This is a genomic window from Pseudomonas sp. 22515 (assembly GCF_052044625.1).
Taxonomy (GTDB): Bacteria; Pseudomonadota; Gammaproteobacteria; order Pseudomonadales; family Pseudomonadaceae; genus Aquipseudomonas; species Aquipseudomonas alloputida.
Map to the genome: position 1 here is coordinate 92,485 of NZ_JBQENN010000015.1, position 20,026 is coordinate 112,510.

At 64.3% G+C, this 20,026-nt stretch carries 14 protein-coding genes; 5 read left to right on the forward strand and 9 right to left on the reverse strand.

Annotated features, from left to right (window positions below; genetic code table 11):
* Nucleotides 1-104: 104 nt before the first annotated feature.
* The 7 genes from ACTJJN_RS15755 to mnxG form a co-directional block, all read right to left on the reverse strand.
* A complete protein-coding gene (locus ACTJJN_RS15755; RefSeq protein ID WP_017148304.1) occupies nt 105-638 on the reverse strand; it encodes a response regulator in 534 nt (177 codons plus the stop codon).
* A 249-nt stretch (nt 639-887) separates the two neighbouring features.
* Nucleotides 888-1,529: a SurA N-terminal domain-containing protein gene (locus ACTJJN_RS15760; protein ID WP_012052147.1), complete on the reverse strand. Its 642-nt coding sequence runs from the start codon at nt 1,527-1,529 to the stop codon at nt 888-890.
* A 12-nt stretch (nt 1,530-1,541) separates the two neighbouring features.
* On the reverse strand, nt 1,542-3,032 hold the full coding sequence (locus ACTJJN_RS15765; RefSeq protein ID WP_440781400.1) for an ABC transporter substrate-binding protein: 1,491 nt from the start codon (nt 3,030-3,032) through the stop codon (nt 1,542-1,544).
* A gap of 194 nt (nt 3,033-3,226) precedes the next feature.
* Entirely contained in the window at nt 3,227-3,892 is a 666-nt protein-coding gene (locus ACTJJN_RS15770) for an SCO family protein (RefSeq protein ID WP_012052145.1), read from the reverse strand.
* Nucleotides 3,889-4,545, reverse strand: coding sequence for an SCO family protein (locus ACTJJN_RS15775; protein ID WP_004577519.1), 657 nt, complete (start codon nt 4,543-4,545; stop codon nt 3,889-3,891). The genes ACTJJN_RS15770 and ACTJJN_RS15775 overlap by 4 nt, the downstream gene beginning before the upstream one ends.
* Nucleotides 4,542-6,518 (reverse strand): cytochrome D1 domain-containing protein, encoded by a 1,977-nt coding sequence (locus ACTJJN_RS15780; RefSeq protein ID WP_440781401.1) that lies wholly within the window; start codon nt 6,516-6,518, stop codon nt 4,542-4,544. The genes ACTJJN_RS15775 and ACTJJN_RS15780 overlap by 4 nt, the downstream gene beginning before the upstream one ends.
* 18 nt (nt 6,519-6,536) lie before the next feature.
* Nucleotides 6,537-12,380 (reverse strand): manganese-oxidizing multicopper oxidase MnxG, encoded by a 5,844-nt coding sequence (gene mnxG, locus ACTJJN_RS15785; protein ID WP_440781402.1) that lies wholly within the window; start codon nt 12,378-12,380, stop codon nt 6,537-6,539.
* A 328-nt stretch (nt 12,381-12,708) separates the two neighbouring features.
* On the opposite strand from mnxG, the gene ACTJJN_RS15790 reads away from it, so the two are divergent.
* Together ACTJJN_RS15790 and ACTJJN_RS15795 are read left to right on the forward strand one after the other, a co-directional pair.
* Complete coding sequence (locus ACTJJN_RS15790; RefSeq protein WP_440781404.1) at nt 12,709-13,782, forward strand: enoyl-CoA hydratase/isomerase family protein; 1,074 nt, start codon at nt 12,709-12,711, stop codon at nt 13,780-13,782.
* A 16-nt stretch (nt 13,783-13,798) separates the two neighbouring features.
* Complete coding sequence (locus tag ACTJJN_RS15795) at nt 13,799-14,950, forward strand: acyl-CoA dehydrogenase family protein (RefSeq protein ID WP_014756960.1); 1,152 nt, start codon at nt 13,799-13,801, stop codon at nt 14,948-14,950.
* Nucleotides 14,951-15,051: 101 nt separating this feature from the next.
* Here ACTJJN_RS15795 and ACTJJN_RS15800 read toward each other — a convergent pair whose 3' ends face one another.
* Nucleotides 15,052-15,984, reverse strand: coding sequence for a LysR family transcriptional regulator (locus tag ACTJJN_RS15800; protein WP_088512694.1), 933 nt, complete (start codon nt 15,982-15,984; stop codon nt 15,052-15,054).
* 124 nt (nt 15,985-16,108) lie between these two features.
* Here ACTJJN_RS15800 and ACTJJN_RS15805 point away from each other — a divergent pair, with 124 nt between their 5' ends.
* Nucleotides 16,109-16,369 (forward strand): DUF2790 domain-containing protein, encoded by a 261-nt coding sequence (locus ACTJJN_RS15805; protein WP_003247932.1) that lies wholly within the window; start codon nt 16,109-16,111, stop codon nt 16,367-16,369.
* A 1-nt stretch (nt 16,370) separates the two neighbouring features.
* On the opposite strand, the gene ACTJJN_RS15810 is transcribed toward ACTJJN_RS15805, so the two are convergent.
* Nucleotides 16,371-17,063 (reverse strand): tRNA (adenine(22)-N(1))-methyltransferase, encoded by a 693-nt coding sequence (locus tag ACTJJN_RS15810; protein ID WP_088512695.1) that lies wholly within the window; start codon nt 17,061-17,063, stop codon nt 16,371-16,373.
* Between the two features lie 136 nt (nt 17,064-17,199).
* Between ACTJJN_RS15810 and ACTJJN_RS15815 the strand changes: the two genes are divergently transcribed.
* Together ACTJJN_RS15815 and ACTJJN_RS15820 are read left to right on the forward strand one after the other, a co-directional pair.
* The gene (locus ACTJJN_RS15815; protein ID WP_014860143.1) at nt 17,200-17,580 is read left to right on the forward strand and encodes a RidA family protein; all 381 of its coding nucleotides are present in this window, start codon (nt 17,200-17,202) and stop codon (nt 17,578-17,580) included.
* A gap of 214 nt (nt 17,581-17,794) precedes the next feature.
* Nucleotides 17,795-19,795: a peptidase U32 family protein gene (locus ACTJJN_RS15820; RefSeq protein WP_440781405.1), complete on the forward strand. Its 2,001-nt coding sequence runs from the start codon at nt 17,795-17,797 to the stop codon at nt 19,793-19,795.
* The last annotated feature ends 231 nt before the right edge of the window (nt 19,796-20,026 follow it).

Below are 20,026 nucleotides of genomic sequence, written 5' to 3' on the forward strand. Positions count from 1 at the left end.
GCAGGCTTTGCAGATTCCGGGGTTGCATCGAATGCTTCTGGCATGGCCTGCGACTCCGCTCAGGGGCGCGTCGCAGGCTGGCTCGGCCAGGGGTGCGGGCGCCGCTATTCCCCTGTGAGCAGTTGATCGTCGTCGGGCCCTGGTGGCTTGGCGCCATTACGGCGGCGGTCGGCCAACACCCAGCTTCCATCGTACAACTGCAGGGGGAACGATTCGTTCCTGTTCTGGCGTCGTTCGACGAACCCTTCGGCCGGGTTGTCCGTGGCCCTGCGCCGGCGCTCGATGCCCAGCAGGTCGAAGATCGCACGCGCCAGTTCCATCAGTGGGAACGGCTTGAACAGGACGTGACTCACACCGAGTTCGGCGGCCCGCTCACGCACCTCGACGGTGGGGTGGGCGGTGATCAGCACGAAGTGGCATTGCCTGTTCTTGCGTACAGCCTCCAGAACCTGAAAACCTTCCATGTCGGGCAGGCGGTAATCCAGCACAACTACTTGCGGTGCCAGGCTATCAGCCTGTTCGATACCACTGGCACCGTCGTGGGCAACATGAACTTCCAGGCCTTGCGCCTGCAGATACGCTTGCAGGTTCTGCGCAAGAGTCTGTTCGTCATCGACTACCAATACTCTGTTCACCAAGGTCGACTCCCCAATACTGCCCGGCTCCCCGGTCTGCGAAGTGCGCCCTTGTAGAGACTTGAGCAGGCTTCGTGCCAGGCGTGAATAGTCATGTTGCACCACTGTAAGCCACTGATTTTACTAGGGTGCTGGCCAGCAACCCACCTACGCTGAGCAGGCGCACCCACCCTGTTCCCCACAAGCGGGGAAAATGATGGCACATTGCCAAACCCTAATTCCCCAGCATTGGGGCAAGCGCCATCAACGGCCTCAGTCAGCGATCTCCACTTTAGCGGACTCGCGCAAACGTTGGCGCACGGATTGGCGCGCCTGCGCCTCCCGCTGCCCGATGAGCGTTGCCCTGGCCAAGGCCAGGCCGTGTTCGCGTATGACCGATGGATTATCACTTTGGTTCTGCGCTCCTTGCAGTCTCTGCTGGTTGGCATCATAAAATGCCTCCACTTCGCCCTGGCTCGGCGCGTCGACTGCGCTGAGCAGGGCGTACACTTGCTGGGCCGCCATCTCATGCCGGGTGTACTCAGTGTACTGCGCCCTGTCGAAGCCCGCCTCTGCCAGTCGCCTTTCGAATAACGCCGGGCTGCCAAACGCCGCTTCTATCTCGCCAATCTGTGCCGACACGTGTTCATCGCTGACGGCAATGCCTTGGCGTTGCGCTTCCTGCCATAACAACTCCTTGTCGATCAGCTCGTCCAGCGCTTGGTCACGCAGGCGTTTGTACAGGCCTGGGTTGCGGATGCTGGTCACCGCTCGCCCCTGGGCGTCCAGGTACTCGCTGAAGTAGCGCTCCAGGCGCATCAACCCGATCTCGACACCATTGACCCGCGCCGCTGGCACATCGGCCCAGCTCACGCTGGTCAGCACCAGCAACAGGCACAACCACACGATCCGCATGACAACCTCCGCTCAAGGGCTGACCGGCACTGGCCGGTAGGGGGTGACCGCAGTAAAGCGTGGCCCGGGCAGGGCCACCGCCACCACATGGGCACCTGCCATGCCCTGGCGGCGACCAGGGCCAAAGCCCAGTGCCGGGGTCAGGCCGGTGGGCACATCGTGCAAGCCTTCGAGCGCAGCAATCAGTTGCTCGCGGCTGGCATCCCGTCCAATCTGCTTCAGCGCTTCGCTCAGCAGGCGCAACGCGCACAGCGTATTGACCTGCAACGACACCTGGCGCGGGTCCAGGCCCTGGCGCTGCTGCAGCCCGGCGAGCGTAGCCTGGCCTTGCTCGGTCCAGTCCTCTGGCACGTAGGGGTAGGCCAGAAACAGCCGCTGCGACCACTGCGCCGGCAAGCGCGCCACAGCGCCGGCTACCTGACTGGAAGCGGCGAACAGGTAGGGCTCGCGGCCCGCCACCTGCAACGCCGCCGCCAACTCGGCAAAGGCCTGGACGCGGCCAAGGAAGACGATGCCCTGCCCGTCCACCGCCTGGCCGTCGAACGCCTGGATAGCGGGTGGCGCCCAGCCCTGCTGTCGTAAACGCTCGCGCACCTGCTCGGCCAACGCGGCGTGTTCGTTACCGGCATACACCACGCGTAACTCATCCGGCGCCAAGCCCAGCGCCACACGGGCATGGCCTGCCAGGCTCAGCAATTGCTCGGGCAAGCCGGGCAGCGGGTCGAAGATCTGTGCACTGCCGCCGCTGCGCGGGGTACTGCCGATCATCGGCACGTTCTGTGGCGCCAGCAAGGTCGTCAGGCGCTGGTCGAGCATGGGCGCCAATGGCGCGATCAGGGCGAACACTCGCTTTTGCTCGAGCAACTGTTGCAAGGCGCGTTCGGCACTGACTGGGTCAGAACCTGGGTCAAGCACCACCAGTTCCAGGCGCCGCCCGTGAATGCCGCCTTGCTGATTGAGTTGACCCACGCCGTCTTCCAGCACGGCACGCACCACCTGCCCGGCGTCGGCCAGCGGACCGCTCGCAGGCAGCAGCGTGCCAAGGCGCAGCACGCCCTCTTCCACACCAGGGTCACGTTCTTCGGCCAAGCGTTTGAGATAGGCGGTGAGGTTGCGCTGGTCGGCCAAGGTCAACTCGAAGCGTGGCATGGCCGGGTCGAGGCGATTGCCAGCCGGGTCGATACCCTGCTGGATGGCCCGCGCCAGGCTGCTGTCGGTGTAGGCCGGGTAGCGGCGGCCGTTGGCCTCGCGCGGGCCCTGACCGAGTGCCAGGTGTTGCCAGTCGAGGCTGGGGGGGCGAACACCGCCTTCGGCACGGCCACGGCCGTCGTTGCCATGGCAACTGGCGCAGGGCAGCACGCTGGCGGGGACTGTGATGTCACTGGCGCCGACCCGGGCTTGCAATTGAGCGTCGCTACTGGAGACGCCCTCGCGGTAGAGGCGTTTGCCGGCTTGTTCGTGGTCGGTCAAGTCCAGGGCCAGGGCTGAGGTCGAAGATGCCATGCCAAGCACGCATGTGAGCCATATCGCAAGCCCTGTGGGCGCGGCCTTGCGTCGCGAAAGGCGCGCGCAGCGCGCCCCTCTTTCTGCGCTTAAGCTGCCACTGCCGGGGCTGCTGCGCAGCCCTTTCGCGACGCAAGACCGCTCCCACAACAGGTGATGCCACAGAGGCCAGTTCCCCAGGCGGCCCATGATACTTACCGACCTGCCAGCGGCTGGGTCAACAGCTGCATGCGCTGGGCAATCGCCGCTGGCGGTGCATCCGGGCGAATCTTGCTCCAGCGTTTACCTGCAACATCACCGGCAATCAGCTGCGTCGAATGCTGCTCGGGACTCGGCAGGAACTGCCCTATACGGCCAAGCACCAGGTCGACATTGGCCTTGTCACCGGTCAGGAACAACCAGTTCGGCCCATCCACCCCTTGCTTGGCAGCGAACGCCTTCAGCGCCTCGGGGGTGTCGTTCAGCGGGTCACTGCTGATCGACACGAAGGTCACCTGGGCGGCCAGGGCTGGCCCCATGGCCTCGCGCACCTCGCGCAGCTTGCGGGTGATCAACGGGCAGGCATCGGTGCAATGGGTGAAGATCACGTTGAGCATCACCACCTTGTCCTTGAGCACGTCACTGTAAAAGCGCAGCTCGCGGCCATTCTGGTCCTTCAGCACGGTGTCGGTGAACCAGGTCTTGGCGTCGCGTGTACCGCCACCACTGGCCATCGCCTGCGGTGCTGGCTGCGGCTCGGGGGGTTGCGGCGCATGGCCTTCGTGGGCGAACGCCACCGACGTGAGGATCCACAGGCAGCCACCCAGTACCAGCCAGTCGAATGCGCGCATGCCAGCGCGGTGGGAGGTTGCAGTGCTCATGGTTGCACCTCGTGATGGTCGGCAATGGCGGTGCTCTTGGCATGTACCCGGCGCGCACTGAGGCGGTTGATTTCTTCGATCAATACGCCCGGGTCGGTGAAGCCGTAGTAACGCGTCCAGTGCCCGCTACGCCCGTCACCCACCAGTATCAGCGGCGGGTGCTGGCTGAGGTCGGCGTTGAAGCTGCCCAGCCCCTTCAGGGTTTCGGTGATGGCGTACGGGGTACCGGTCAGCCAGCTCCAGCCCGGCCCTTTCTGGAATGCCTTGGCATAGTTTTGCAGGCGCTTGGCGTCGTCACGCTGAGGGTCGACACTGATCGACACCAGGCGAACCTCCTCGCCTACCCGGCCGCCCAGCTGCTGCTGGACCTTGCCCATGATTGACGACACCACCGGGCATACCGTGGTGCAGCTGGTGTAAATGAAGCCCATGACCACCAGATGGTCACCCACCAGGTCTTTCTCCAGACGTACCGGCATGCCTTCCTGGTTCAGCAGCGACACATCGGCAAAACGCACACTGGCCTTTTCCTGATGCGCCGCCGGGGGCTGCCCGGCATGGCCGTCATGCGCGTGACCGGCGTGGGCCATGGCCAGGTGGCTGGCGAATGCCAGGCTCAGGGCCAACAGTGTGCAAGCAGGCTTGGCGTTCATCGCACATTCCTCACGTCAGTCTGGGAGGCGTTGGTTGCAGCAGCCGGCAGAACGCGCAGGCTGGTGTAGTTTTCTTCGGCAAACTTGCGCCCCAACGAGGGCGACTGCACATGCAGGTACCAGGCGCCGGCCTCAGGCAAGTTCAGCGCTGCCTGGTAGACCCCCTCGCCCACCTCTTGCAGCTGCAGGTTGCGCGGCATCGACGATGGCGCCAGGAAGTAGCGCAGGCTCAAGTCGTTCAGGCCCAGGCGCGGCTGTCCGTCGTCACCGACAATCCGTACCCGCGCGGTGAAGTCGCTGTGCTGCGGCAGCGGCTGGTCGAGGCCAATGAACTCGGCACGCGCACCTTTACGTTTGCTGGCATCGCTCCCTGCGGCCACTTCGGTACTGAAGCAATGAATGATTTGCGGCTGGTTGAGCAGGAAGGCAACGTCGAACTTGCCGGCGGCGGGCAGCTTCACCGTCGAGCCATACACCCCGGGGGCCACTTCGCGCAGGCTGCGGTCAACGACGATGGCGGCGCGGGCCTGGTGGCCGCGGTTGTTGTAGCCGGACATCGGTGCATTCATGCCTTCGGCATAGAAGTAGGTGGTGTTGTCCACCGGGTTGACCACGAACACCGAATTGTCATCACGCGATACCGACAGCCCCTGGGCCAGTGGCAGGTCGCCGGCCTGGCGCGGCGCTGCGGGGCCAGCCTCGAAGCCTTGCACGATGGGCGCACGCCCCTCGCCCAGGCTGGCCAGATTGATCATGCTCACTTTCGGCGAGGCCAGGCCACGCACATAGGCATAGCCTTTGGTGAACGTCAGCTGGTACGGTTCGGCCGCCACCGGGATGCGGTGGATCAGCTTGTCGGTACTGGCGTCGATGACCAGGGCCTGGTTCTCCAGGGTATTGAGCACGAGGCCGTAGCGGCCATCACGGCTGAAGCGCATCGGCCCCAGGCCCTGTTCGGCCTGGACCGTGTGGCGCAACTGATGGCTGCGGGCATCGAACACCCGTACGCTGCCCTCCTCGCCATCGACCACGTACACAGCCTGGGACAGCGCCGAATAGCTGACCGACAGCGGGTGCGGGCCTACCTTGATGGTCTTGGCCAGGCGCATTTCCGGGATGTCGATGACGCTCAGGGTGCCGCTGTCGCGATTGCTGACATAGGCATAGCGCGAGTCGGCGCTGAAGGCGATTTCGTGGTGCCCGGTACCGGTGTTGAAGTGCTTCATGGCACTGCGCCCCGGCACGTCGATCACTGTTACCCCGCCTTTGCCCGGGTCGCTGCTGTTGTTGCCAACCCACAGCCGATGCTGGTCCGGCTGCAGGGCCACGCGCAGCGGCTGGTCGCCGGCGTCCAGGTCGGCCACGCGGGTGAAGGTTTCGGTATCGATCACCGAGACCTTGCCCCGCTCGGGTATCGAAACGAAAACCTGCTTGTCGTCGCTGGTGGCCGCCCAGTCCATGGGCCGCCCTGGCAGCTCGATGCGGGCCATGGTGCTGGTCACGCCCCCCACCGACACCGTCGGGTCGATCACTGTCAGGCTGGCGTCATTGTTCAACATCAGCAAGAAGTAGCTGTTCAGGTCGAGCAGCGGCCGGGCCCCGATGCTGCTCTTGAGAAACAGCGCGACCCGCGCCTTGCAGCTCTGCTCGCGGTCCCCGGCCGGGGCCGACTGCGCCGGGTCGATCCACGCCCCCGGGGCCATGCCCGACAGCGGTTGGCCACTGGTCTGGTCGCTGAGCTTGAAGCGGATGTTGGCGAAGCCGCCCTCCTTCAGTTCGCCGCCGGCCAATGGCCGGGCCTCGAACTCCACGTTCACGCCGTCCCGGCTGAGCCGGTGCAAGGCCTGCGAGCCGCCCCGTTCCTGCAACAGCTCGCGCGGGTCGCACCATAGCTTTTCGTACGCCACGCCCAGGCCGATCAGCGCTACCCCCAGCACTACCCCCAAGTAAGCAGGGCGAGTCTTTTTGTTCATGCTCGCGTTCCCCTTCCGTCACTGCGCCGGGGCCGTTGCCGGCGGCGCTTCGTTGGTCACCCGCAAGATCCCCCACAGCCCCGAGAGGTTGCCGTAGGCGGCGTAGTCGCGGAACAGGTAGTCACCCGCCACCGCGTTGGCACCGCCGGCACTCGGCAACATGAAGCTGAAGTGCGCCGCTGGCAGTACGCTTTCCTGCGCGCCGATGTACATGGCCATCGGGTTGTAGCCAAAGCGCACCGAACCGATACCAGGCAGGCCAATTGGGTAACCGTCCGCATCGCTCTTCTCGGCCTGGTAGTTGTGCAGTGGCCATACGTGCCCGTCCAACTGGTAGACCATGCCGCGGCTGCCACCACTGGGCATCACGATATGGTTGCGTACCGGTTGGCCAGGCTTGGCGTACAGCACCGGGGTTTGCGGGTCGCCACCGACCAGGGCGTTGGCGTAGGCCATGTGGGCGTTGGGTACATCACCAAAGCCCAGGCCATTGGCGCGGCCGAATGGCGAGTCGGGCGCCATGCCGAAGCGCAGCCACAACGGTTCGGTCTTGTAGTTGACCGCCATGTTGCCGTTGTCTTGCGGGTCACCGGCAGCACCGTTGCCTTCGGTATTGATGCCTTCTACCGGACGGCCATCGGCCCAGCGCATGTTCAGCGCGCGCTGCCACACCGTGACGAAGTCGCGGTAGTCCGGCTGGCCGCTGACCTTCACCGTGGCCTGGGTACGGGTAGCAGTATCCTCGGTCCAGGTGGCGGTTTGCGGCAGGATGCTCATGGCGCCCACCAGACCTTTTTGCGGCTGCTTGATGAAGTCTGACGGGGTCAGGTTGAGGCCGCCGAACTCAATAGGCGTGGTGTTTATGTTGTCCACTGTGCGGCCCAGCTGCGACACCGGTTTGCCTTCACGCTCCAGGTGGCCGGCGTAGTACTGGTACTCCTTGGTCGGGTAAGCGCCGCTGGTGCCGGCACGTGGTGGCACGGTCTGCACCGGGTTCAGGCCAACGTTGGCACCGTCTGACTTGGTGATGTCGTAGGCCAGCAGTTGCGCATGCAGGCCCACGTGGCTGGACGGCCGCATCAGGTTGTTGGCAAAGGCGGTGGAGCCTTCGCTGTCGAAGCGGTCACGCTTGACCACGTTGTGCATCACTGCAGTGCTCGGCAGGTCTGGCATCACCAGTGGCAAGCGGTTCTCCAGGGTGATGCTGATGCAGTCGCCGGCATTGGCGCGCAGTACCAGCGGCTCTACCGGGACACCCGCCTTGAGCTTGCCGGTGGTGGCATCGAGGTCAGCCTTGCGCACGTACAGGATCGCGGTCGGGTCATGCAGCGGCGCACTGTGGCCACCGATGGTGAAAGGCTCCCCATCTTCGGGGTCTACCCCGCTCACCAGCGGGATGGCGGTTCTACGGCTGTTGAACACCAGGGTGCCGCCGTTGGCCTTGAGCGCGCCACCGACATGCTGGCCGACGCCCGCCGGGTCATTGATGCTGACGCCGTTACGGTTTTCGAGGATGTCGTTGGCCAGCGCTGCGACGATCTCGTAGCTGCGCTTGACCGTGGTGCGGGTACCGATGCCGTTCGGGTTGGCCGTGGTTTTCGGGCAGATGCCGTTGAAGTTCACGGTGTTGCGCATGGCCACCGGCTGCGGGTTGTTGGGCAGCGGGAACAGGTCGGCACGCTGCGCGGTGTAGTTGCGCATGATGCCCCAGATACCGTTCCAATAGCCCTCCAGGGCCGCGTCCAGCGAGTACAGGTAGTCGCCGTTGGTGGCTGCCGAACTGGAGATCATCGACACCGGCGCCATGAAGCCCAACTGCTCGGAGATGCCGATCATTTGCGACGACTTCCAGCCCGAATTGGAGCTGTTGCCGAAGCCAGAACCGTTCTGCAGCCATTTCACGCCGTGCAGGGTGACGTTGTGCTCCTCTTCATGGCCACCGGCGTGCATGCGCAGGCGCACGTTGTCGCCGGAATAGGTGCGCAGCAACGGGGTGAACGGGTCGCCCGGCTCGGCGCCAGCCGTGTTGATATGCGGCGGGAACAGCGTAGTGCCGCCGGTAGGGCCGACTGCCGAGGTAATCGCCGATGGCGACAGGTTCATCGCCGGGATGGCGCGGTCGGTACGGGTTTGCAGGGCATAGCTGAGGTCGCCGGCCAGGCCGTCGGCCTGCATGCCACGCTTGCCGTCCGGGCCGACCTTGTTCGGGTCATACACGCGCAGGGCCAGCGGTTCGTTGCGGTAGTTGACGACGAACATCCCCGGGTCATCCACCGAGATCGCCTGCGGGCATGGCCGGCTTGGGCAGCCCGGGTTGAGACCGCCGCGTTTCTCGACGATGGCTTCGAGCAGGTTCGACGCCTTGCCGCGCACGGGCGGGTTGATGGCGTAGCGGAAGCTGTCGGCTGTGGCCGGGTACGACTGGGCATTGGGAATGCCGTCCGGCCCTGCGCCTACGTACACCCCGGCTTCATAGGCATGCTGGAAGTCACTGTACTCCAGGAAGAACTCGCGGTAGCTGTCGTTCTTGCCGTCGCCATCGTGGTCGCCGGTCTGGATCACCGCCTGCCACGAGGTCGGGCCGCCGTCCTGGCGCGTGGCCGGGTTGTACAGTTGCTCGCCGGTTTCGGCGTGGTACCAGGTGGAGCCGGCCGGTTCGGCCAGCACGGTGGCATACAGGCCCAGTTGCTGGTGGGTCGATGGGCCAAGGTGGTCATGGGTGAAGATGGTACCCAGGCCACGGTCGACGTTATGCACGTTCACCAGCGGGTCAGCGAACCAGCGCTGCATCGCTGTACGCGCGCCCAGCCAGTCGGCGCGACCAAAGCGGCCGAAGTACGGGTGCTGTCTGGCTTTCGGGCAGGCAGCGGTGCCATCGCGGCTATCCCCATCAGTGCAACCGTTGTAAGTACGAATGGCATGCACGCGCTCGACCACGCTACCGGGCGAAAGAATGCCGTCTTCGTAGTTCCAGCCGTTGGCCGAGCCGTCGGCAGCGGTCAGGTCCCACTTGGGCAGGTGGATGTGCTGGCCGATCACGTCGGTCGGGGTGCGCACCTGGTAATCGTCCATCTCATAGATGTTCGGGATCAGGTTGGTGTGCTGGTACATCGCGCAGTCGAAGGTGTTCATGCGCATCACCAGCGGCTCTGGCGGGCGCTGCTTGGTAATGACCGGCCAGGCGTCTTCCCACAGGGCAATGATGCGTGCCTGCGGGAAGTGGTAGCCCACTTTGTTGTACACCGCGTCGAACTGGATGTTGGCCCCTTTGTAGATGCGTGGGCGGTCGGCAGTGAAGGCCGAGGCGCCACGGAAGTTCACGCTCGTCAGGCTCTCTCCACTGTTGAACTCCCCTACCCCGGAAGACTGGGTCAGGCGTTTTCCACGGTCATCCATGCACGGCTCGTAGAACGGCGCACCCGCAGTCGGCAAGGCGCCGTTGGTGCGGAACGCACTGGCCACTGGCTGGCTGCCGGGGATCAATGCATAGCTGGGGTGTTCAGCCATGGCGTGGAACTGCATGGCGGCCTGCTCGACATCGGTGCCCTCTTCCGGCAGGTAGATGGGCTTGGCCTTGTGCACGACCTTGGTGAAGTCCAGTTTGGTGGTGGTGGTCTCCGCCACGCCACCGGCGGACACACCGTCCAGTGCATGGCGGCCAAGGCCGCCGTCCCAGCCATCGACCTGGTTCGCATCCAGGTTGGCCCACAGGGCTTTACCACTGTCTTTCAGTTGCCGGGCCAGGGCCGGGTCGAGCATGTCCAGGGGCGGGGTTGGCGGGCGGTTGCCCACGCTGCTTTCCATGCCGCCGATCCAGAACGGGTAGCCTGGGTTTTTCAGCGTGCCGTCGGCATTGCGGTTGGCCTCGGTGCGATCGACCAGCGCCAGCGAGCCCACGGCCTTGCGCACGGGCGCCTCGCTGGCGTGGTCGTCATCATCCTCGTCTTCGTGGTCATCATCGTTGGCGGCAACCAACGCTTCGGAGAGCTTGGGCACGACCACGACTTTGCCGGGCATGGGCGCCATGGCCTTGCCGGGCAACGGCACAATGGCCGGAATCGGCGTACCGGCAACGATCTCGCCATCGGGCAGGGCCCGGGCGCCAACGGCCGGCTTACCGCTACGCAGGGCGAACGGGGTACTGTGGAAGCCATTCTCGCCCTGCCCGCTTACCTCCAGCCGCGTGCCTTCCTCGAACACGTCATGTACCCGCCACATGGCCCACATGCCCTGGGCGAAGTGCGGGTAGAAGTGACAGTGGTAAATGGCATCGCCGGCAACGCGGTTGCGGTTGCCCGAACCACCGTTGGCGATTTCGTAGGTGTAGCCGACGCCGGCGCCGATGCCTTGGGCATCGATGTAGTCGGAGTTGTCGTCATTGGGGTTGAACAGCCACTGATGGCCGTGCAAGTGGAAGATGTGCTGCTCGTGCCCGTTGTGGGTGTTGCGGAACTTGGTGAAGTCACCGATATAGCTGTGGTGCACGTTGGCAGGCTCTGAGGGGTAGAGGGCCATGCTGGCCTTGACCCCGACGGCGCTGGCCGGCGGCACCTCGCCCGGACGGATGTGTTCCAGGCCAACGTTGGCCGGTACATCCACCAGGGTGCCTATATCGCCGACCGTGTGGGCGCTGAGGAAGAACTCCTCATAGGCACACGACAGGCAGTCGTGCATCGGGCCCACCCCCAAGCGGTTGGCCACCACTTCGGCACCCATGCCACCAGAGCCGTAATTGATCATGAACGAATCGCGCGCCGGCTCCAGCACGTGGCCCATCACCGGGTCGGCCCAGTAGCCAGGGAAGGCCTGGGTACCGGCAACCTCGTCGGCGAACTGCGAGGCGAAATCACGGAACGCTTCCAGTCGGTTGGGCAGCGCCGGGTTGCGTTTGCCCGCGCTTTCCAGCGGGTAAGTGGAACTGGGGAAGCTACCGTCAGGGTTGGGCCCCATGACGATGGCATCGGTTTCGCTGCTGATGATCTCGTTGCCGTTGACCATGGCAATGATCGGTTTGCCGGCCTTGCCTTCGGCGATCCACGGTTCGACCTGCGGATAACGGGCTTCGTAGTCGATCACGGGCTGGCCGGTGGCGGTTCGACCCGTGGTGGCCAGGCGCATTTCTTCTTCAGTGAGGGTGTTGCGGTAGGTACGGCCCAGTTTGGGCACGACCACCACCTGGCCGAACAGGCCGTTGGAGACGTTGCCCGCCGTGCCCTCGCCGCCGAACGTAGCGGCTTTGCTGGTGGCGGCGAAGGCCCCTTCGCGCTCGGCATACAGGGTGTAGCTGCGGGTGCTGCCGGGGCTGACGAAGAAGTTGCCGTTACGCCCGGTATAGGCGGAAATATCGGCAATGCTGTTCACCGCCTGCATCCCGTTGACCTGGAAGCCAACCATACGCTCAGCCACCTGTTCGTCGGCGACAAAGCCTTCACCGCCTTCGTTTTCAACCTCCGGCCCCTCTTCCTCACCCTCGGGCTCTTCAGCCTCGATGCCGTGCTTGTTGGGGTTCGCCTTGTAATCCAGCAGGTTGGTCAGGTTGACCGTCAGGCAGTCACCGGCCGCCACGCGCAGCACGATAGGCCGCGGGCGCTTGTCCGGGCGCAGGGTGACCTTGCCCGGTACCGCGGCCCCGCCCTTGCTGAGGGGGACCTGCTTGTCGTCCACCACGTCCTCACGCAGGGCAAACATCATGCCGTTGGCGTTTTGCGCGCCAAGGCGGTTGAACATCAGTGGCTGGTCCAGTGCCACCACGTTGGCGACCAGGGTGCGCTGGCACTGCACAGCCGCCTCGCTGGTTGCTTCCCAGCCAAGCAAGGCCAGTACAAGTGATGACAGGATGGGGCCTTTGAGCGGCGTCGACATGCTGCACCTCCGGGACACAGGATCTCTGCGGGGAGCTGGAGCAAGGTGTGTGCCAGAAGAAAAATTCAATATTAATCAATAACTTGTACGATCAACCGCAACGTATTGGGGAGGATCCCCCAGCAGGATCCCCCGAATCGGGGGACGGAATCCCGTGGGGGCAAAGGCTGCTCCACAAGCGCGCGCTGGCCTCACACAAGGTAAAAACGCACGGTACCCTTGCACAATTGTCGATTGTGCAAGGCAAATTCGCATGCCAGGATCCTGCGATCCTCCAGCGAACTCCAGACTTCACTTGGAAAATCAATAACAAAGCAGGGAGAACGCAATGACTGCACACGCTCATACCCCGGCAGCAACCGACCATGTACTGGCCGAGGTCCGCAACCAGATCGGCCACCTGACCCTGAACCGCCCAGCCGGTCTCAATGCCCTGACCCTGGACATGGTGCGCAGCCTGCGTCAGCACCTGGACCAGTGGGCCGACGACCCGCACGTACGCGCCGTGGTCCTGCGCGGCGAAGGCCCCAAGGGGTTCTGTGCCGGTGGCGATATCCGCTCGCTGTACGACAGCTTCAAGGCCGGCGACACGCTGCATGAAACCTTTTTCGTCGAGGAGTACGCCCTCGACCTGGTCATCCACCGCTACCGCAAGCCGATACTGGTGGTGATGGACGGCTTCACCCTCGGTGGCGGCATGGGCCTGGCCCAGGGCTGCGACCTGCGCGTGGTCACCGAGCGCAGCCGGCTGGGCATGCCCGAGGTTGGCATCGGCTACTTCCCGGACGTGGGCGGCAGCTACTTCCTCTCGCGCATCCCCGGCGAGCTGGGCATCTACCTGGGTGTCAGCGGTGCCCAGATCCAGGCGGCCGACGCCTTGTACTGCGGCCTGGCCGACTGGTACCTGGCCAGCGATCAGCTCGCTGCCCTCGACCGGGGCCTCGACCAGCTCGATTTCAGCGACCACCCGCTCAAGGACCTGCAAAACCTGCTGGCCAGGCTCGGCACCCAGACACTGGATGATGCGCCACTGGAAAAGCTGCGCCCGGCCATCGACCACTTCTTCGCCCTGCCCGACCTGCCAGCCATCGTCGAGCAACTGCGTGCGGTGAGCCTTGGCGACAGCCACGCCTGGGCGGTGGCCACCGCCGATCAGCTGGAAACCCGCTCGCCTCTGGCCATGGCGGTTACGCTGGAGATGCTGCGCCGGGGGCGCGAGCTGGGCATTGACGACTGCTTTGCCATGGAACTGCACCTGGACCGCCAGTGGTTCCAGCACGGCGACATCATCGAAGGCGTGCGTGCCCTGATCATCGACAAGGACAAGCAGCCCCGCTGGAACCCGCCGACCCTGGCCGCGCTGCAAGGCCAGCGGGTCGAACAATTCTTCGAAGGCTTGTGAGCCCGGGAGTACACAGATGCAAGACCTCGAACTGAGCGAAGAACAGATCATGATCCGCGACATGGCCCGGGACTTTGCCCGTGGCGAAATCGCACCCCATGCCCAGGCTTGGGAAAAGGCCGGCTGGATCGATGATGGCGTGGTGCGCAAGATGGGCGAACTGGGCCTGTTGGGCATGGTGGTGCCCGAGGACTTCGGCGGCAGCTACACCGACTATGTCGCCTATGCCCTGGCCGTGGAAGAGATCGCCGCCGGCTGCGGCGCCACCGGGGCGATGATGAGCATCCACAACTCGGTAGGTTGCGGCCCGCTGCTGGCCTACGGCACCGCCGACCAGCAACAGCAGTGGCTGCCACGCCTGGCCAGCGGCGAGGTGATTGGCTGCTTCTGCCTGACCGAGCCACAGGCCGGCTCCGAGGCGCACAACCTGCGCACCCGCGCCGAGCGGGTGGATGGCCAGTGGGTCATCAACGGTGCCAAGCAGTTCGTCAGCAATGCCCGCCGTGCCGGCCTGGCGATCGTCTTCGCAGTGACCGACCCGGAGCTGGGCAAGAAAGGCCTGTCGGCGTTCCTGGTGCCCACCGACAACCCTGGGTTCAAGGTTGACCGCAGCGAGCACAAGATGGGCATTCGCGCCTCCGACACCTGCGCAGTGACCTTCGACAACTGCCGCATTCCTGCCGCCAATATCCTCGGTGAGCGTGGCAAGGGCCTGGCCATTGCCCTGTCCAACCTCGAAGGCGGCCGTATCGGCATTGCCGCCCAGGCCTTGGGCATCGCCCGCGCCGCATTCGAAGCGGCGCTGGTCTACTCGCGTGACCGCATACAATTTGGCAAGCCGATCAACGAACACCAGAGCATCGCCAATCTGCTGGCTGACATGCAGGTGCAGGTGAACGCCGCACGTTTGCTGATCCTGCATGCCGCCCGCCTGCGCAGCGCCGGCAAGCCGTGCCTGTCGGAAGCGTCACAGGCCAAGCTCTTCGCTTCGGAGATGGCCGAGCGGGTGTGCTCGATGGCCATCCAGGTGCATGGTGGGTACGGCTATCTGGAAGATTACCCGGTGGAGCGCTACTACCGGGATGCGCGGATTACCCAGATCTATGAAGGGTCGAGCGAGATCCAGCGCATGCTGATTGCACGGGAATTGAAAAACTATCCGCTGTAACGCAAAGGCAACGCGGTTCTTGGGGGCGCGGGCGACGCTGTGGCTGGCACCGGCTTTGCCGGTGTTCGCGGGCGCGCCCGCTCCCACAGGACCCTCTCGCCTCAGCGCCAATACCGCGCGTCATCCACCACCCTGGCATGCCCCTCGAACAGCGCCGGCAACTGCTCCTTGAGGTAGTCGATCCAGGTGCGCACCTTGGCATCCAGGTAGTGGCGTGACGGATACATCGCATACAGCGCACTCTCCCTCAACCGATACGGTGCCAACAACCGGCGCAAGCGCCCCTGCTCGATCGCCTCGCTGGCGGTGTAGAACGGCAGCAGGCCAATGCCCATGCCCAGCTCGCTGGCCACCAGCATGGCGTCGGCAACGTTGGTGGAAAAACTGTCATTCGGCGCGATCACGCACTGGTCAACCCCTTGCGGGAACACCCAATCGCCTTCGTACATCGGGTAAGCCATGCGCAGGCAGCGATGGCCGTGCAAGTCTTCGGGGCGCTCCGGTACACCGTGGGTATCCAGGTAACCGGGGGCCGCGCAGGGGATGCTGAAAATGTTGCCCAGCGGCACAGCGATCAGCTGCGAATCCGGCAGCGCACCGTCCACGGTGATCACCACGTCATGCCCTTCTGCCAGCGGGTCGGGGTTACGCTGCGACAGCGTCAGCTCGATCACCACTTCCGGGTATAGCGTGTTGTAGCCGGCCACCAGCGGCATCAGCAACAGCCCCATGCCGTGCGGGCAGTGCAAACGCAGATGGCCGCGAGGCGTGAGGTGCGCCCCTCGCGCTTCGCCCACGGCTTCTTCGGTCAGCAGCATGATCTGCCGAGCACGCTCCAGAAACCGCTCACCCGCCTCGCTCATGCGCAAGCGCCGGGTGGTGCGGTGCAGCAGGCGGGTCTGCAGCTGGTTCTCCAGCTCGGCAATGATGCGCGAAACCTGCGCTGCAGAAATATCCAGAGCATTGGCAGCTGCAGCGAAGCTGCCACATTCCACCACACGGGTGAAGGTACGCATGGCATGCAGCATGTCCATGAAGGTGGGCTCCTTTCTTTGTCTTATTCTTGCGTTACAGGCAGGAATCTATCACGGTTTAGCCCATTTATTGTGGATGACCAATGAATAGATCATTAGCCATCCATTAAAAAAGGAGCCTGTCATGAAACGCTCGATCGCTGTCCTTGCCATTGCCGCTGCCTTCGCCTCGTTCGGTGCTTTTGCCGATGCCGGCAACAACCAGCCAGTCAGCAGCCAATATGAATACGGCATGCCGCTGGACGTGGCCAAGGTCATCTCCATCACACCGGCCAGCAACGCCGCCGACTGCCAGGTAGGCACCGCACACATGGTGTACGTCGACCATCAGGGCCAGAAGCGCGAAATCGACTACCGGGAAATGGGCAACTGCTCGCAGCAGTGAGTCAGGCCAGCACCTGGGTGATCCAGCCCACCTGCTGATTGAAATCGTCGACCTTCGCCTGAGGCACCGCATCGCGGGCCCGCTGGAAATTGGCCAGGGTCTGCTGCTTCTGCCGCAGCATGCGCCGCCACTTGACCACAAACGCCTCGCTTTTCTCCTGCATCAACACGGGGCCGAAGTACAGCTGTTCAGCGCTATACACCCCCCTGCCCGGCTCGGCGACGATGATCTCGTAATCGAAGCGGTTTTCCCGTAGCAGCTCTTCGCTGACGATCTGGTAACCATTGCCCGCCAGCCACTGGCGCAGTTCGCGCTCACCGCCATTGGGCTGCAGTACCAGGCGCGTGACGCCGCCAAGGCGCTGCTTGCCGGCCTCGAGTATCTCGCACATGGTGTCGCCGCCCATCCCGCAGATGCTCACCACCGAGATACGGTCTTGCGGCTCGACCGCTGCCAGCCCATCGGCCAGGCGTACGGTTACCTGCGCTTGCAGGCCGTTTCTGCGCACATTGCGCTGGGCCGAGGCGAACGGCGTCTGTGCCACTTCACCCGCTACCGCGGCCTCGAGCACGCCACGCAGCATCAAGGCCACCGGCAGGTAGCCGTGATCCGAGCCAATGTCGGCCAGGCGCGCGCCCTGTGGCACATGGGCGGCCACACGCTCCAGGCGCCTGGACAAAGTCTGTTCGTTCAACGTAAACCCCTGGTTTTGCAATCGCCTGCGATTCTGACGGCGAACGCCGCGCATTTCAAACGCCGAGGCACCCTCGACCGGGCAGGTGCGCTCGCGTAGGCTTGCCGTTTTCCTTCCGTTGCAAGGCAGACACACCATGGCACATGCAGACATCCTCTACACCCCGGACCCGGACGCCGAGTCGATTTCCTCGGACGTTGCCGAGTACAACGGCGTGCTGGTCACCACGCAAATCCCGACCCACGCCGACGGCAGCCTGGAACTGGGCGGCATCGTCGAGCAGAGCGAATGCACCCTGCAGGCGCTGAAAGTGGCCCTGGAAAAGGCCGGTAGCGGTATGGACCGCGTGCTGCACCTGACCATCTACCTGACCGACATGGCCGACCGCGCAGCGTTCAACGAGGTGTACCAGCGCTTCTTCAGCAAGCCCTGGCCGGTGCGTGCGGCGGTGGGTGTGGCTTCACTGGCCTTTGAAGGCATGCGTGTGGAAGTGACGGCGATGGCTGCCAAGCGCTGAGCTGCGCTTGTTGGGGTGCGCAGCGCCCCCAACATCGTTGACTGACTGCAAGATCGCCGGGGCCGCTCTGCGGCCCTTTCGCGACGCAAGGCCGCTCCCACAGTTGCGTGTACCCGCAGCCAATCCCGCACCTCTCGGCACCCCAATGATGCCGCCAGCCCGTTTCACCGCTACAATGCCCGCCTAAACCGTGACAGCCCGAAAATATAACGACATGTCCCTTCCAAAGAATCACCTGGAACTGCTCAGCCCTGCCCGTGACGTGGCCATCGCCCGTGAAGCGATCCTGCACGGCGCTGACGCCATCTATATCGGCGGCCCGAGCTTCGGCGCGCGCCATAACGCCTGCAACGAAGTCAGCGATATCGCCGAGCTGGTCGAGTTCGCCCATCGCTACCATGCACGCGTGTTCACCACCCTCAACACCATCCTGCACGACAACGAGCTGGAACCGGCGCGCAAGCTGATTCACCAGCTGTACGATGCCGGCGTTGACGCGCTGATCGTGCAGGACCTTGGGGTGATGGAGCTGGACATCCCGCCGATCGAGCTGCATGCCAGCACCCAGACCGACATCCGCACCCTGGAACGGGCCAAGTTCCTCGACCAGGCTGGCTTCTCGCAACTGGTACTGGCGCGGGAGCTGAACCTGCAGCAAATCCGCGCCATCGCCGCCGAAACCGATGCCGCCATCGAGTTCTTCATCCACGGCGCGCTGTGCGTGGCGTTCTCTGGCCAATGCAACATTTCCCATGCGCAGACCGGCCGCAGCGCCAACCGTGGTGATTGCTCGCAAGCTTGCCGCCTGCCCTACACGCTGAAAGATGACCAGGGCCGCGTGGTTGCGTTCGAGAAACACCTGCTGTCGATGAAGGACAACAACCAGACCGCCAACCTGGCTGACCTGGTCGATGCCGGCGTGCGCTCGTTCAAGATCGAGGGCCGCTACAAGGACATGGGCTATGTGAAGAACATCACCGCCCATTACCGCAAAGAGCTCGATGCCATCCTTGAAGACCGCCCTCAGTACGCCCGCGCGTCCAGCGGCCGTACCGAACACTTCTTCCTGCCCGACCCGGATAAAACCTTCCACCGCGGCAGCACCGACTACTTCGTGACCGACCGCAAGGTCGATATCGGCGCCTTCGACTCGCCAACCTTCACCGGCCTGCCGGTGGGCGTAGTGGAGAAGGTCGGCAAGCGTGACATGCAAGTGGTCACCGACGTACCGCTGACCAACGGCGACGGCCTCAATGTGCTGGTCAAGCGCGAAGTGGTGGGCTTCCGCGCCAACATCGCCGAACCGCGTGGCGAATTCGAAGAAGACGGCCAGAAGCGCTACCGCTATCGCGTCGAGCCCAACGAAATGCCCGAAGGCCTGCACAAGCTGCGGCCCAACCACCCGCTGTCGCGCAACCTCGACCACAATTGGCAACAGGCCCTGCAACGCACCTCCTCCGAACGCCGGGTCGGCGTGGAGTGGCACGCGGTCCTGCGCGAGCAGCGCTTGATGCTTACCCTCAGCAGTGAAGAAGGCGTGAGCGTGCAGGTGGCCCTGGACGGCCCATTCGGCGTAGCCAACAAGCCTCAGCAGGCACTGGAGCAGTTGCACGACCTGCTCGGCCAACTGGGCACCACCCTGTACCACGCCGACCGCATCGAACTGGATGCCCCGCAGGCGTACTTCATTCCCAACTCGCAGCTCAAGGCCCTGCGCCGCGAAGCCATCGAGGCACTGACTGCAGCACGCGTGCAGGCGCATCCGCGTGGCGGGCGCAAGGCCGAGACCACGCCACCGCCGGTGTACCCCGAGTCGCACCTGTCGTTCCTGGCCAACGTATACAACCAGAAGGCCCGCGACTTCTACCACCGCCACGGTGTGCAACTGATCGATGCGGCCTATGAAGCGCATGAAGAACACGGCGAAGTGCCGGTGATGATCACCAAGCACTGCCTGCGCTTCTCCTTCAACCTGTGCCCCAAGCAGGCCAAGGGCGTGACCGGCGTGCGTACCAAGGTGGCACCGATGCAGCTGATTCAGGGTGACGAAGTGCTGACCCTGAAGTTCGACTGCAAGCCGTGCGAGATGCATGTGATCGGCAAGATGAAGAGCCACATCATCGACCTGCCGACCCCGGGCAGCGCGGTGGCCCAGGTGGTGGGGCATATCAGCCCCGAAGACTTGCTCAAGACCATCCCGCGCGGACCGCACTGAGTTCGCCGGGCAGGGCCTCTTCGCGGCTAAACCGATGTGTGTCCACCCCGGTGTAGGAGCGGGTTTACCCGCGAATACGGTAGCAGCGACAACAGTGAACGGCCGGTGGACATTGGCCAGCAGGCCCGGCCCTTTCGCGGGTAAACTTGCGCCTACGCAGGCTTGTGGTTTCCCGGTAGGAGCGGGTTTACCCGCGAATACGGTAGCCGCGACAACGGTGAACGGCGGGTG